The organism is Variovorax sp. SRS16, from assembly GCF_901827165.1.
Classification (GTDB): domain Bacteria; phylum Pseudomonadota; class Gammaproteobacteria; order Burkholderiales; family Burkholderiaceae_C; genus Variovorax.
The window spans coordinates 4,581,431-4,594,778 of sequence record NZ_LR594666.1 but is presented as its reverse complement, the minus strand read 5'-3'; the positions used below and the strand labels follow the sequence as shown (position 1 = coordinate 4,594,778).

At 69.5% G+C, this 13,348-nt stretch carries 14 protein-coding genes; 9 read left to right on the top strand and 5 right to left on the bottom strand.

The window, feature by feature from the left end; genetic code table 11:
- Positions 1 to 13 precede the first annotated feature (13 nt).
- A complete protein-coding gene (locus tag E5P2_RS22265; RefSeq protein ID WP_162569324.1) occupies positions 14 to 280 on the top strand; it encodes a hypothetical protein in 267 nt (88 codons plus the stop codon).
- Positions 281 to 364: 84 nt separating this feature from the next.
- Positions 365 to 1,384, top strand: a complete 1,020-nt coding sequence (locus tag E5P2_RS22260) for a Bug family tripartite tricarboxylate transporter substrate binding protein (protein WP_162569323.1) — start codon at positions 365 to 367, stop codon at positions 1,382 to 1,384.
- Positions 1,385 to 1,406: 22 nt separating this feature from the next.
- Here E5P2_RS22260 and E5P2_RS22255 read toward each other — a convergent pair whose 3' ends face one another.
- The gene (locus E5P2_RS22255) at positions 1,407 to 2,192 is read right to left on the bottom strand and encodes an IclR family transcriptional regulator domain-containing protein (RefSeq protein ID WP_162569322.1); all 786 of its coding nucleotides are present in this window, start codon (positions 2,190 to 2,192) and stop codon (positions 1,407 to 1,409) included.
- 128 nt (positions 2,193 to 2,320) lie between these two features.
- Between E5P2_RS22255 and E5P2_RS22250 the strand changes: the two genes are divergently transcribed.
- The 4 genes from E5P2_RS22250 to E5P2_RS22235 are packed head-to-tail and all read left to right on the top strand — an operon-like array spanning position 2,321 to position 5,878.
- Positions 2,321 to 3,022, top strand: a complete 702-nt coding sequence (locus E5P2_RS22250) for a 3-oxoacid CoA-transferase subunit A (RefSeq protein ID WP_162569321.1) — start codon at positions 2,321 to 2,323, stop codon at positions 3,020 to 3,022.
- Positions 3,023 to 3,024: 2 nt separating this feature from the next.
- Positions 3,025 to 3,669, top strand: a complete 645-nt coding sequence (locus E5P2_RS22245; protein WP_174262688.1) for a 3-oxoacid CoA-transferase subunit B — start codon at positions 3,025 to 3,027, stop codon at positions 3,667 to 3,669.
- 26 nt (positions 3,670 to 3,695) lie between these two features.
- A complete protein-coding gene (pcaF, locus tag E5P2_RS22240; RefSeq protein WP_162569319.1) occupies positions 3,696 to 4,901 on the top strand; it encodes a 3-oxoadipyl-CoA thiolase in 1,206 nt (401 codons plus the stop codon).
- Entirely contained in the window at positions 4,901 to 5,878 is a 978-nt protein-coding gene (locus tag E5P2_RS22235) for a Bug family tripartite tricarboxylate transporter substrate binding protein (protein ID WP_162569318.1), read from the top strand. Before pcaF ends, E5P2_RS22235 begins: the two co-directional genes overlap by 1 nt.
- 4 nt (positions 5,879 to 5,882) lie before the next feature.
- On the opposite strand, the gene E5P2_RS22230 is transcribed toward E5P2_RS22235, so the two are convergent.
- Positions 5,883 to 6,533 (bottom strand): hypothetical protein, encoded by a 651-nt coding sequence (locus tag E5P2_RS22230; RefSeq protein WP_232080803.1) that lies wholly within the window; start codon positions 6,531 to 6,533, stop codon positions 5,883 to 5,885.
- A gap of 126 nt (positions 6,534 to 6,659) precedes the next feature.
- Between E5P2_RS22230 and E5P2_RS22225 the strand changes: the two genes are divergently transcribed.
- Positions 6,660 to 7,730 carry a maleylacetate reductase gene (locus E5P2_RS22225; RefSeq protein WP_162569317.1) on the top strand — a complete coding sequence of 357 codons (1,071 nt, stop codon included), beginning with the start codon at positions 6,660 to 6,662 and terminating at the stop codon, positions 7,728 to 7,730.
- Positions 7,731 to 7,780: 50 nt separating this feature from the next.
- Here the strand turns inward: E5P2_RS22225 and E5P2_RS22220 are convergent, their stop codons facing one another.
- Positions 7,781 to 8,710, bottom strand: coding sequence for a LysR family transcriptional regulator (locus E5P2_RS22220; protein ID WP_162569316.1), 930 nt, complete (start codon positions 8,708 to 8,710; stop codon positions 7,781 to 7,783).
- A 190-nt stretch (positions 8,711 to 8,900) separates the two neighbouring features.
- Between E5P2_RS22220 and E5P2_RS22215 the strand changes: the two genes are divergently transcribed.
- Positions 8,901 to 9,740, top strand: coding sequence for an intradiol ring-cleavage dioxygenase (locus tag E5P2_RS22215; RefSeq protein ID WP_162569315.1), 840 nt, complete (start codon positions 8,901 to 8,903; stop codon positions 9,738 to 9,740).
- Positions 9,741 to 9,764: 24 nt separating this feature from the next.
- Here the strand turns inward: E5P2_RS22215 and E5P2_RS22210 are convergent, their stop codons facing one another.
- Positions 9,765 to 10,727: a Bug family tripartite tricarboxylate transporter substrate binding protein gene (locus E5P2_RS22210; RefSeq protein WP_162569314.1), complete on the bottom strand. Its 963-nt coding sequence runs from the start codon at positions 10,725 to 10,727 to the stop codon at positions 9,765 to 9,767.
- Between the two features lie 76 nt (positions 10,728 to 10,803).
- Between E5P2_RS22210 and E5P2_RS22205 the strand changes: the two genes are divergently transcribed.
- On the top strand, positions 10,804 to 12,543 hold the full coding sequence (locus tag E5P2_RS22205; protein ID WP_232080802.1) for an OPT/YSL family transporter: 1,740 nt from the start codon (positions 10,804 to 10,806) through the stop codon (positions 12,541 to 12,543).
- Between the two features lie 26 nt (positions 12,544 to 12,569).
- Here the strand turns inward: E5P2_RS22205 and E5P2_RS22200 are convergent, their stop codons facing one another.
- Positions 12,570 to 12,905 carry a hypothetical protein gene (locus tag E5P2_RS22200; protein WP_162569313.1) on the bottom strand — a complete coding sequence of 112 codons (336 nt, stop codon included), beginning with the start codon at positions 12,903 to 12,905 and terminating at the stop codon, positions 12,570 to 12,572.
- Positions 12,906 to 13,348: the final 443 nt, after the last annotated feature.

The window sequence follows — 13,348 nt, the reverse complement described above, 5'->3', positions numbered from 1 at the left end:
TGCCGCCACCGTCATGAGCACCGACACCGTCGAGCTGGTGGTCGACGAACCGTCCGCCGGCCATTTCTACTGGATCCTGCAAAAGCACGAGGAAAGCTGTGGCGAGGCCGTCGTCATCGAGACGGCCGAGGGTCCGATGCCCTCGTATGGCGCGGCCATGATGGCCGGCATCGCGGCGCTGCAGCGCCGCGCCGATGCGCGCGGCGCCGGCGAGCCGAGTCCGATCGTGACCGTGTTCGTCGATCCGCAGGACGGCTTCGGCGCTGTGAAGGGGCGCTGACGAAGCATTTGGTTGACTTGCGTGGGGCGCGCCCGTCGCGTAACGTTCTGTAACGTTCATCCACTTTGTCAAAACTGCTTCCTCATGATCTCCAAACGCCGCCTGCTCCAGACCCTTGCCGCCTCGCTCTGCACGCCGGCCGCCTGGGCCCAGGAGCTCTCGCCATCCGCGCGTGCGCGCGCCCCGCGTTCTTCCGCGCCGGGCAACTGGCCGAGCAAGCCGGTGCGTCTGCTGGTCGGCTTTCCGGCCGGTGCCTCGCCCGACCTCGCGGCGCGCGCCATCGCCGAACCGTTGTCCAGGCTGCTGGGTCAGCCGGTGGTGGTCGAGAACAAGCCCGGCGCCAGCGGCAACCTCGCTGCCGACCAGGTGGCCAAGTCGCAGGACGAGCACACCCTCGGCGCGCTGATCAACGGCAATCTCACGATCGCCAGGCTGCTCAATCCCAACACGCCCTTCGATCCCGAGAAGGACTTCGCGCCGGTCGGCATGATCGGCACGGCGCCGCTGGTGCTGGCGGCACCGGCCGACGCGGTCGGCAAGAACGCCACCGAACTGCTGCTGTGGGCACGCAACCTCGGCGACCGCGGCAAATACGGCTCGCCCGGCGTCGGCACGGTGGGCCACCTCGGCATGGAGCTGCTGAAGACGCGCACCAGCATTGCGGTGCAGCACGTGCCGTTCACCGGCAATCCGCAGGTCATCACCGCGATGCTGGCCGGCAAGATCCAGCTGGCGCTGCTGCCGCCCGGCCTGGCCAAGCCGCACGTGAAGTCGGGCAAGCTCAAGGCCATCGGCGTCACCTCGCCCGAGCGCAGCCCGCTGTTCGCCGAGCTGCCGACCTTGCGCGAGGCCAGCGTGCGCGGCGCGGACCTCGAGATCTGGACCGCGATCGCGGCGCCGGCCAGCCTGCCATCGCCGGCGATCGTCAAGCTCAATGCGGCGCTGGTGGAGGTGCTTCGCGCGCCCGAAGTGCAGCAGCGGCTGTTGACCGCCGGCTGGCGGGCGCAGCCCGGTACGCCGCACGACCTGGACTACCGCATGCGCAGCGACACCACCCAGCTGGGCGGCGTGATCCTGATGCGCGGCATCCACTCCGAGGCCTGAGCCGGCGACCGGGGCTGCCGGCTCAGAGCAGTCCGGAAATCTCCCGCGCCGATGCCAGCAGCGCGGGCAGCATCGTCTCCTGCATCATCTTGGCGCCGGTGCGGTTGGCCTGGCCGCTGATGTTGAGCGCGGCCACCGTGCGCCCCGCGCGGTCGACGATCGGCGCGGCGATCGAGACCAGGCCTTCCTCCAGCTCCTGGTTGATCAGGCACCAGCCCTGGCGCCGCGCCTGCATCACCTTGGCGAACAGCGCGTCGGCATCGGTCACGGTCGACTTCGTGAAAGCCTCGCGCGCCGTCGCCTCGATGCGCGCGCGGATCTCCTCGTCGGCCAGGTCGGCCAGCAGCAGCCGGCCCATCGACGTGCACCAGGCCGGCAGGCGCGAGCCGACGCCGAGGCTGATGCGCATGATCTTGTGCGTGGGCACGCGCATCACGTAGACGACGTCGGTGGCGTCGAGCACGGCAGCCGAACACGATTCCTGCACCTGGCGCACCAGCGCCTCCATCACCGGCTCGGCCCGGTTCCAGATCGGCATCGACGACAGGTAGGCGAAGCCGAGGTCGAGGATGCGCGGCGTGAGGGCGAACAGCTTGCCGTCGCTGGCGACGTAGCCCAGCGTCTGCAGCGTCAGGAGGATGCGGCGCGCGCCCGCACGTGTCAGTCCGGTCGCAGCGGCCACCTCGCTCAGGGTCTGGCGCGGCGCGCCGGCACTGAACGACCGGATCACCTGCAGCCCGCGCGCGAAGGACTGCACGTAGCTGTCGCCGGGCGCCGGTGCAACGGCTTGTTTCGGGTGGGTTGCCATGGTCGAGGATTCTCCCTAGAATTCATTATACGAACAAGTGTTCGATATACGAACAAATCGGCAAATCCTTCCGAACGGGTTGCAGGCGCAAAATCGTTCGGCCTTCCTTCACCCCGGAGACGACTTCCATGATCAACAAGATCGCACGCTCCGTCGCAGATGCCATGGCCGGCATCCCCGACGGTGCCACCGTGCTGATCGGCGGCTTCGGCACCGCCGGCATTCCCAACGAGCTCATCGACGGCCTGATCGAGCAGGGCGCGAAAGACCTCACGGTCGTCAACAACAACGCCGGCAACGCAGAGGTCGGCCTGGCCGCGCTGCTCAAGGCCGGCCGCGTGCGCAAGGTGATTTGCAGCTTTCCGCGCCAGGCCGACAGCCAGGTGTTCGACGGCCTCTACCGCTCCGGCAAGCTCGAGCTCGAACTGGTGCCGCAGGGCAATCTGGCCGAGCGCATCCGCGCTGCCGGTGCCGGCATCGGCGCCTTCTTCTGCCCCACGGGCTACGGCACGCAGCTCGCGGGCGATCGCGAAACGCGCGAGATCGACGGCAAGCCCTACGTGCTCGAGTACCCGATCCATGGCGACGTGGCACTCATCAAGGCCGAGCGCGGCGACCGCTGGGGCAACCTCATCTACCGCAAGGCCGCGCGCAACTTCGGCCCCGTGATGGCCATGGCCTCCGACCGCACCATCGCGACCGTGCACGAGATCGTCGAACTCGGCGAGATGGACCCCGAGACCATCGTCACCCCCGGCATCTTCGTCCACCGGATCGTCAAGATCGACCGCGTCGCGACCCAGGCGGGTGGTTTCAAGAAGGCAGCATGACCATGAGCAACTACCAACGCCGCACCAAGGACCAGCTCGCCGCGCGGGTCGCACAGGACATCTTCGACGGCGCCGTCGTCAACCTCGGCATCGGCCAGCCGACGCTGGTCGCCAACCATCTGCCCGCGGGCCGCGAAGTGATCCTGCACAGCGAGAACGGCATCCTCGGCATGGGCCCCGCGCCCGCCCAGGGCAGCGAGGACTACGACCTGATCAATGCCGGCAAGCAGCCCGTCACGCTGCTGCCCGGCGGCGCCTTCTTCCACCATGCCGACAGCTTCGCGATGATGCGCGGCGGCCATCTCGACATCTGCGTGCTCGGCGCCTTCCAGGTCTCGGCCACCGGCGACCTCGCCAACTGGAGCACCGGCGAGCCGGGCGCCATTCCCGCGGTCGGCGGCGCGATGGATCTGGCCATCGGCGCCAAGCAGACCTGGGTCATGATGGACCTCCTGACCAAGAAGGGCGAAAGCAAGATCGTCCAGCAATGCAGCTATCCGCTGACCGGCATCGGCTGCGTCAAGCGCGTGTACTCCGACCTTGCCACCCTCGCATGCACGCCCGCGGGCCTGAAGCTGATCGACAAGGTCGACGGCCTCGACCATGCCGAGCTCGAAAAGCTGGTGGGCCTGCCCATCGCCGCCTGAAACCGACACCGAAAGAGACCGACACCATGACCCACCAAGCCTTCATCTGCGACGCCATCCGCACCCCCTTCGGCCGCTACGGCGGCGCCCTTGCCAGCGTGCGCACCGACGACCTCGGCGCGGTGCCGCTGCGCGCGCTGATGGAACGCAACAAGAACGTCGACTGGCAGGCCGTGAGCGATGTGCTCTATGGCTGCGCCAACCAAGCCGGCGAGGACAACCGCAACGTGGCGCGCATGTCGGCGCTGCTCGCGGGCCTGCCGCTCGAACTCGGCGGCGCGACCATCAACCGCCTGTGCGGCTCCGGCCTCGATGCGGTGGGCAGCGCCGCGCGCGCCATCAAGGCGGGCGAGGCCGGCCTGATGATCGCCGGCGGCGTCGAGAGCATGAGCCGCGCCCCCTTCGTCATGCCCAAGGCCGAGAGCGCCTTCAGCCGCGCCAACGCGGTCTACGACACCACCATCGGCTGGCGCTTCGTCAACAAGCTCATGAAGGCGCAGTACGGCGTGGATTCGATGCCCGAGACGGCCGAGAACGTGGCCACCGACTACAAGATCGAGCGCGAGGCGCAGGACAGGATGGCGCTGGCCTCGCAGCAGCGCGCGGTCGCATCGCAGAAGTCCGGCTTCTTCGATGCCGAGATCGTGCCCGTCAGCGTGGCGCAGAAGAAGGGCGACCCGATCGTCGTCGCCAAGGACGAGCATCCGCGCGACACCAGCCTCGAATCGCTGGCCAAGCTCAAGGGGGTGGTGCGTCCCGACGGCACCGTGACGGCCGGCAACGCGAGCGGCGTCAACGACGGTGCCGCCGCGCTGCTGCTGGCCGACGAAGCCAGCGCCGCCAGGTACGGCCTGACGCCGCGTGCCCGCGTGGTCGGCATGGCCACGGCCGGCGTGGCGCCGCGCGTGATGGGCATCGGCCCGGCACCGGCCACGCAGAAGGTGCTGGCACTGACCGGCCTCACGCTCGACCAGCTCGACGTGATCGAACTCAACGAAGCCTTCGCCGCCCAGGGCCTCGCGGTGCTGCGCCTGCTCGGGCTGAAGGACGACGACGCGCGCGTCAACATCAACGGCGGCGCGATCGCGCTCGGCCATCCGCTGGGCGCCAGCGGTGCGCGGCTCGCGACCACGGCCGTCAACCAGCTGCACAAGAGCAAGGGCCGCTATGCGCTGTGCACGATGTGCATCGGCGTGGGCCAGGGCATCGCGGTCATCCTCGAGCGCGTCTGATGCGAAGCCGCATGCGCCGCGCCCTGTTGCTGGGCGCGGTGGCCTCGGTGGCTGCGTCCGCCTGGGCCGAGGCGGAGTCGAAGCCGATCCGGATCGTCGTGCCCTTCACGCCCGGCGGCGGCAACGACGTCTTCGCGCGCCAGATGGCCAAGAGCCTCGGCGAGCTGCGCAACCAGAGCGTGGTGGTCGAGAACCGGCCCGGCGCCGGCGGCAACCTGGGCACCGAGTTCGTGGTGCGCAGCGCGGCCGACGGCAGCACGCTGCTGCTGGGGCACTCGGGCACGGTGTCGATCAATCCGGCGCTCTACCACGGCCTCAAGTACGACACGCAGAAGGACCTGGTGCCGATCGCCATGTTCGCTTCTTCGGCCCTGGTGCTGGTGGTGCCCGAGAACTCGCCGGTGAAGACGGTGGCCGACCTGGTCGCGCTCGCGAAGGCGCGGCCCGGCACGCTCAACTACGCATCGAGCGGCAGCGGCACCGGCGGCCATCTCACCGGCGAGCTGTTCCAGCAGAAGATCGGCAGCAAGATCAATCACATTCCGTACAAGGGCACCGGCCCCGGCCTGACGGACCTCGTCGGCGGCCAGGTGCAGATGATGTTCAGCGTCATCCCGCCGGCGCTCGCGCTGGTGAAGGGCGGGCGGTTGCGCGCGCTGGCCGTCACCGGCAGCCGGCGGCTGCCCTCGCTGCCGCAGGTGCCGACCATCGCCGAGTCCGGCGTGCCGAGCCTGGCGGGATTCGAGAGCACACTGACCTACGGCATCCTCGCGCCGCGCGGCACGCCCGATGCGGTGGTGAAGGAACTGTCGGCGCAGATGCTGAAGGTCGCGGCCACGCCCGCGTTCCAGTCGCGGCTGGAGGTGGAGGGCGCGGTGCCGCTCCTGGGCGGCAGCGCCGAGTACGCTGCGCTGATCCGCAAGGAAAGCGCGCAGTGGGCCGAGATCGTCAAGATCTCCGGCGCCACGGCCGACTGAGGCATCAGGCGGCGCCGGCGCGCCACACCAGCGTCGCCGCCGCAAGGTCTTCCAGCGCGCTGCCGACCGTCTTGAAGACCGTGCGCTCGGCCGCGTCGCGCCACCCCGGTCGCTCGCCGCTGCACAGCTGTGCGAGCGTGGCCTGTACGCCGTTCGCCTGCAGCGTCCCGGCCGCGATCGCGCCGAGCAGATCGCCGGCCTTCTGCAAGGCCTCCCCGGTATCGACGAAGGTGCGCGCGCCGGCGAAGCAGGCCGGGTCGGCCTCGCGCATCGCGGGCGTGAAACTGCCGATCAGGTCCAGGTGCGATCCGGCTGCGAGCCACTCGCCGCGCACCAGCGGTGCTTCGGCCAGCGTGGCGCAGCTCACGATGTCGGCGCCGCGCGCGGCGGCGGCCAGATCGGTGCTCGCGCGCGCATTCCATCCCCCTGCGCGCCATTCGGCGGCCAGCGCTTCGGCGCCTTCGGGACGGTGGTTCCAGACCACCACCTCGTCGATCGCGCGCACGCTCGCATGCGCGGCCGGCAGCAGCCGCGCGACGCGGCCGGTGCCGAGCATGCACATGGCGCGCGGGCACGCTGGCGGGGCTCGGGAAGGCGGCACGCAGCGCCGGTACCAGCCGCTCGAAGGCCAGGTGGGCGCAGGTGGCTTCAGCATCGAAGATCTTGATGGTCCGCAGTATGGCCGCCCGCTTTCAATGGCCTGCGCGGAAAACTGATTTCCGCGCGGCCCGTTGAGCGCCGGCGGCAAGTTCACGATACTGATCGCCCACAAGGAACGCCCATGCCCGTGCCAGCCTTCGTCCATGCCACCTATCCGCAGCGCGTGGTCTTCGGCGCCGGATCGTCCGCGCGCCTGGCCGCCGAACTCGATCTGCTGGGCGCCGCCCGTGCGCTGGTGCTGTGCACGCCGCGCCAGCGCGCAGAGGCCGAGCGCATCGCCGGCCCGCTCGGCGACCGGATGGCGGGCATCTTCGATCAGGCGGTGATGCATGTGCCGATCGAGTCGGCGCGCGAGGCGCGCGCGGTGGCCGAGCGGCTGGGCGCCGACTGCGCGGTGGCCATCGGCGGCGGCTCGACAACCGGCCTGGGCAAGGCCATCGCGCTCGATTCGGGGCTGCCGATCATCGCCGTGCCGACCACCTACGCCGGCTCCGAGATGACGCCGATCTACGGCATCACCGAAGGCGGCCTGAAGAAGACCGGCAAGGACCCGCGCGTGCTGCCGCGCACCGTGATCTACGACCCCGAACTCACGCTCGGCCTGCCCGCGGCGTTGAGCGTGACCAGCGGCATCAACGCGATCGCCCATGCGGCCGAAGGCCTGTATGCGGCCGACGCCAATCCGATCATGGTGCTGATGGCCGAGCAAGGCATCGCAGCTCTGGGGCGCGCGCTGCCCGCGATCCGCGCCGACGCGGCCGATGCGGATGCGCGCAGCGATGCGCTCTACGGCGCCTGGCTGTGCGGCAGCGTGCTCGGCCATGTCGGCATGGGGCTGCACCACAAGCTGTGCCACACGCTCGGCGGCAGCTTCAACCTGCCGCATGCGGAAACCCACACCATCGTGCTGCCCCATGCGCTGGCCTACAACGCAGCGGCCGCGCCCGAGGCCATGCGCCGCATCGCGCAGGCGCTCGGCGCGCCGGCTGCGCCGCAGGCGGTCTACGACCTGGCGCGCGACAACGGCGCGCCGATTGCCTTGCGCGACATCGGCATGAAGGCCGCCGACCTCGACCTCGCCTGCGAGCGCGCACTGCAGGCCCGGTACCCGAACCCGCGCCCGCTGGAGCGCGGCGCGATCCGCGCGCTGCTGCAGGCGGCGTGGGAAGGCGCGCGGCCGCCCGCCGGCTGAGCCGAGCGGACGCGCCTTCCGCGCGCTGCACCTCGGCCCCGTCCGGCCGCTCAGCGCGCGCCGAAGCGCGCCGTCCATTTGCGCTCGTAGTCCATGCGCGCGAAGTGCGCCGCGATGAAGTCGATGAAGCTGCGCACCTTGGCCGACAGGTGCTTGCGGCTCGGATAGGCGAGGTTGATGGTCAGGCGCGGCAGATCCCAGTCGTCGAGCGTCGGCACCAGCCGGCCGGCGACGATGTCCTCGTAGAGGATGTAGGTCGGCTGCACCAGGATGCCCATGTCGTCGAGCGCGGCGGCGCGCAGCACCTGGCCGTCGTTCGACTCCAGCAATCCTTTGACGGCCAGCGTTTCGGTCTGCCTGTCCTTCGTGAAGCTCAGCGTGTTCGGGTTGTTCGCGTAGGTGTAGATCAGGAGCTTGTGCCGCTGCAGTTCGTCGAGCGTCTTCGGAAAGCCGTGGCGCGCGAAGTAGCGCGGCGAAGCCGCGAGGATGCGGCGCGTCTGGCCGAGACGGCGGATGCTGACGTTGGAATCGGGCTCGAACTCGCGCGTGCGAATCGCCACGTCAATGTTGTTGTCGATCAGGTCGAAGTAGCGGTTGGCCGCTTCCACGTGCACCGTCACCTCGGGATAGCGCTCGGTGTATTCGCGCAGCAGCGGCGCGATGTGATGGATCGCGAAAGACAGCGATGCCGTCACGCGCAGCGTGCCGGTGGGCTGCAGCGCGGTCGCATTGGCAGCCGACTCGGCGTCCTCCAGATCGGCCAGGATGGTCTTCGCGCGCGCGCAGAACGCCCGGCCGGTGTCGGTGAGGTAGAGCCGCCGCGTGTTGCGCTCGACCAGGCGTGCGCCCAGCCGCGCCTCGAGCGCGCTCAGGTGTCGGCTCGCGGCCGCGTTCGACAGGCCGAGCGACTCGGCGGCGCGGCTCAGGCTGCCGGCCTCGGCGATCTGAACGAAGAGCGCGATTTCTGTCCAGCGGTCCATCGTGTCGGTGTCTCCTTTGGGCGGCCGCCGGCGTCGCAGGGCGGCCGCGGGCATTGTGGCGCAGCCGCCCCCCGACCGTTCCGCCGGCCGGAAAAATCATTTGCAGCGGCGCGCTTCACCTGCGGGCCTTCAAGGCCTAGAGTCGCACGAACAGAAAGAAGGCCACGGCCGCGAACCCAGGAGACACCCCATGCGCAACGTCGATCAGGACAACATCACCCAGGCCGTCATCGCACGCCTGGCCGACACGCCGGACCCGCGGCTGCGCGAGATCATGACCAGCCTGGTGCAGCACCTGCACGCCTTCGCGCGCGATGTGCATCTCACTGAGGCCGAGTGGTTCCAGGGCATCCAGTTCCTCACCGCGACCGGCCACAAGTGCGACGACAAGCGGCAGGAGTTCATCCTCGCCTCGGACGTGCTCGGTCTGTCGATGCTGGTGGTCGCGATGAACAACGACAAGCCCGCGGGCTGCACCGAGTCGACGGTGTTCGGTCCTTTCTACGTCGAAGGCGCGCCGCACTACGCGCACGGCGACGACGTGGCGAACGGCGCGGCCGGCGAGCCCTGCCAGGTCACGGGCACGGTGCGCGGCATCGACGGCGAGCCGATCGCCGACGCGGTCATCAACGTCTGGCAGGCCGACTCGGAAGGCCACTACGACGTGCAGAACCCGGCGCTCACGCACGCCCAGGGCCGCGGCCAGCTGCGCAGCGGGCCGCGCGGCGAGTTCCACTTCCGCAGCGTGCTGGCCGAGGCCTACCCGATCCCGACCGACGGCCCGGTCGGCGACATGCTGCGCGCGACGAAGCGCCATCCGTGGCGGCCGGCCCATCTGCATTTCATGATCGAGGCGCCCGGCTACGAGACCCTGATCACCCACGTGTTCCGCGACGGCGATCAGTACCTCGATTCGGACGCGGTGTTCGGCGTGCGCCAGTCGCTGATCGCGCCGTGGACGCAGAGCCCCGACGGCGGCTGGCGACTCGACTACGACTTCGTGTTGAACTCCGCGAAGGCGTCTGCCTAGTGCCCGCGCCGACGGCGGCCGGCCTCAGTCGAGCTGCAGGCCGATGCGCTTGACCACGGCGCCCCAGGTCCTGGCATCGGCCGCGAGACGTGCGGCGCTGTCGCCCGGCGAGTCGGCGACCACGGCCTGGTCGCTCTGGCGCAGCCGCTCGGCGACGCCGGGATCCTTCAACGCCGCATCGAGTGCCTTGAACATCGTGTCGACGATGGGCTTCGGCGTGCCCTTCGGCGCGAAGAGGACCAGCGAGAAGGTCGCATCGAAACCGGGGTAGCCGGCCTCGGCGACCGTGGGCACGTCGGGCAACAAGGGCGAGCGCTGCGCGCCCGAGACCGCCAGCGCCACGAGTTTGCCCGCGCGCACTTGCGGCAGCACGGTCGGGCCGGCCAGGAAGCCGCAGTCGACCTGGCCGCCCATCACGTCCTGCATGGCAGGGGCGGGGCCCTTGTACGGTATGTGGGTCATCTCGATCCCGGCGACGTTCTTGAACAGCTCGCTGCTGAGATGCCCTGGCGACCCGGCACCCCCGGAGGCGTAGCTCATGGGCCGGGACTTGGCGCGCCGCACGAGATCGGCCACCGTTTTCAGGCCGAGCCCGGGGTTGCACACCAGCGTCTGGCTGAATGCGCTGGCGCGCATCACGGGCACCAGGTCCTCGGGCTTGAAGCCGAGCTTCGGATAGACGTTCGGGTTCACGGTCAGCAGCGTGTCGGTCGTCCACAGCCACGTCTGGCCGTCGGGTGCTGCGCGAGCGACCTCGATGGCGCCGAGGTTGCCCGCCGCGCCCGGCTTGTTGTCGACGATCAGCGGCTGCTTCAGGACCGGCTGCATCTTCTCGATGGCGCTGCGCAGCACGATGTCGCTGGGGCCGCCCGGCGGCTGAGGCACGACGATGTGCACCGGCCTTTCGGGCCAGTTGCCTTGTGCGTGCGAAGCCTGCGCGGCCGCCAGGGCGAGGCCCAGCGCAAACAACAAGTGGATGGGTTTCATTGCAAGTCGTCTCCTCTGGTGTTGGGCCGATTGTCCTCCCGAGCCGATGGCCGGGAGTGCGAGATCATCCGCACCCATGGATCCACATCCCGCGCCCCGCTGGCGCTGGCTGCCCGTCGAGGGCGGCTGGCGCTACCACCTTCTGCTGGCGGGCACGGGCATGCTCGTGCTGGGGCCGCTGGCCGGCGTGACCGCGGCCTACATGAACTTCTCGCTCGGCTTCTTCGTCGGCGGCCAGGTGCTCGCGGGCCTGCTCGGCTCCGCCGTCACCGCGGGCTACGGCGCGAGCGGGCGCCACGGCGCCAACTACATCCAGACGGCCGCCGCCTCGGTCGCCAGCATGAGCGGGCTCGGCGTGCTGCTGCAGGCCATGGCGTGGATGGGCTTGCCGCAGCCGCCGGCCTGGCGGATGGTCCTGTACCTCGCGTGCGTCGGCATGCTCGGGGTCGGTGTGGGCATGCTCTACACGCCGGTGCTGGTCGACCGCATGCGGCTGGCCTTCCCTTCCGGCCTGGCGGTCGCGAACATCCTGCGCGCATTGACCGACCCTTCGTTGCTGCGGCGCTCGGTGCGCCAGCTCGGCGGCGGCATCGCGCTCGGCCTGATGACGGGACTGGGCGCCGCGCGATGGCCCTTGCTCGGCATGAGCGGGTTCTCGGCATCCACCTTCGGCGCGGGCCTCGTCGTCGGCGCACGCATCGGCATCCCCGCGGCCATCGCGGGCCTGATCGGCGTCGCGCTGCATCCCTACTTCGTCTCGATCGGCTGGCTGCAGGCCGCCGACCCGCCGCGCAAGATCATGTTCCTCATCGCGCTCGGAACCATCATGGGCGCGGCGCTGGTGGACATGGCGCTGATCTTCGTGCGCGCGCTGTCGGGCATGAAGCGGCGAGTGGCTGCGGCCGCCACGCCGCGAGCTGCCATCGAAAACGACGGCTGGCGGCGCATCAACAGCACGCGGCTCGTGCTGTGGGTGCTGTGCTGGTCGGCGGCCACCGTGGCCTGCGGCCATTGGCTGCTGGGACAGCCCGTGTTCTACCTCGTGGTGGCGGTGGGGCTGGTCTTCGTCTTCGCGCTGATCAACGGCATCTCGGTCGGCGTCAGCGATTCGAATCCGATCTCGTCCGCCTTCGTCGTGACCGTCGTCATCCTCGCCGCCCTCGGCCTGCGCGACCCCGGCGTGGGCCTGATGGCCGGCGCCGTGCTGCTGGTGGCGACCAGCGTGGCTTGCGACATGCAGCAGGACCGCTCCACCGGCTGGCGGCTGGGCACATCGCGCGTCGTGCAGTTTCGCTACCAGGTGCTCGGCATCGTCGTGGGCGCGATGCTGGCGGTGGTTTTCGCGCGGCTCTTCATGGCGGCCTATCCGGTGCTGCTGCAGGACCAGACGGTGCTGAGGGCCGACCAGCAGCCGGCCGAATGGGGCTCGGCGATGACGTACAAGTTCGTCGGCGTGCTGCGCAGTTTGACGGAGGACTTGCCCTATCAGCGCACGGCCATCGCGGTGGGCATTGCGATCGGGCTGGTGATCGAAGTGCTGCGCAAGTGGGTGCGGCCGCGCGGGTTTGTGCTCGATGCGATCTTGTTGCCTTCGCCTTATGCGTTGTCGTTTGGTGGGTTTGTGGGGTTGGGGACTTCGATGTGGTTTGCGGCGGGTGGGGTGGCGGGCAGCCTTTGGGGGACGCGTGCACCCACGCGAGACGATGTGCCGGAAGGGATGAGTGGGGCTTCGCTGTTCGGTGGAGGGCTGATTGCGGGGGATGCGTTGGCGGCGCTTGGGATCGGCGTTGTCAGTCTGTTGGCGGTGGTGAGTTGAGTGCGGTGAGGCGTCGAGGTTTGCATTCACGAGGCCTTCGGGGTTGTGGGCGCTTTCGGCATGGCGGCGACGGCGGCTTCGGCGATTCGAAGGCGGCGTTTGAATTCCGAGTTCAGGACGTTGAACAGGGCGTTCAGGTCATTGGGAGAGATGGGGTTTGCGGCGTCGCGGAATTGGCGGGCGACGGTGACGAGTTGATTGGCGCAGGTGATGGCGTGAAGGATCTGATTCAACGCATCGACGTTGGCGATGACGCGTGCCGCGAGTGAGGCCGCGAGCTTAGGTCTGCGATCGAATGGATTTGCGGTACTGTCCGAGTTGGGCTTCGGGGTGTGCGCGGGACCGTGGTCAGGGTCAGCCATCGATGGCTCCAGGGGTGCGGGTTGCGGATCCGCAAGCCACAGACAACGCTCAAGTTCACGCTGCGGCTTGCGTCGCAGAGGTGCTGGCGGGAGACCAATCCCGGTCGCGCCTGGGGGGCGTGACGGGCGGAGTATAGCGAGCGGTAGTAGCGGGAGACTTCTGCTCGCTAACACATCTCGTCGCCGAAGTGCCTCCGGCATGCACACCGCCGCCATGCATAGGTCCCAGTCATGCAAGTCCGCGGCTCCAGATGCGCCCGTCTGTCTCAACCCGAGCGCTCTTGAGCACCGCATTGAGACAGACGGGCGCGTCCTTCGCCGCCTGGCCGCCGCGCGCTTTTTGCATCGCGGACCACGGTAGATCCCCGGCCGTGCGCGCACGCACTCAGGGCAGTTGATGTTCGTCGGACATGATTTGCAACGCAGCCCGTCGCGTTTGTGGC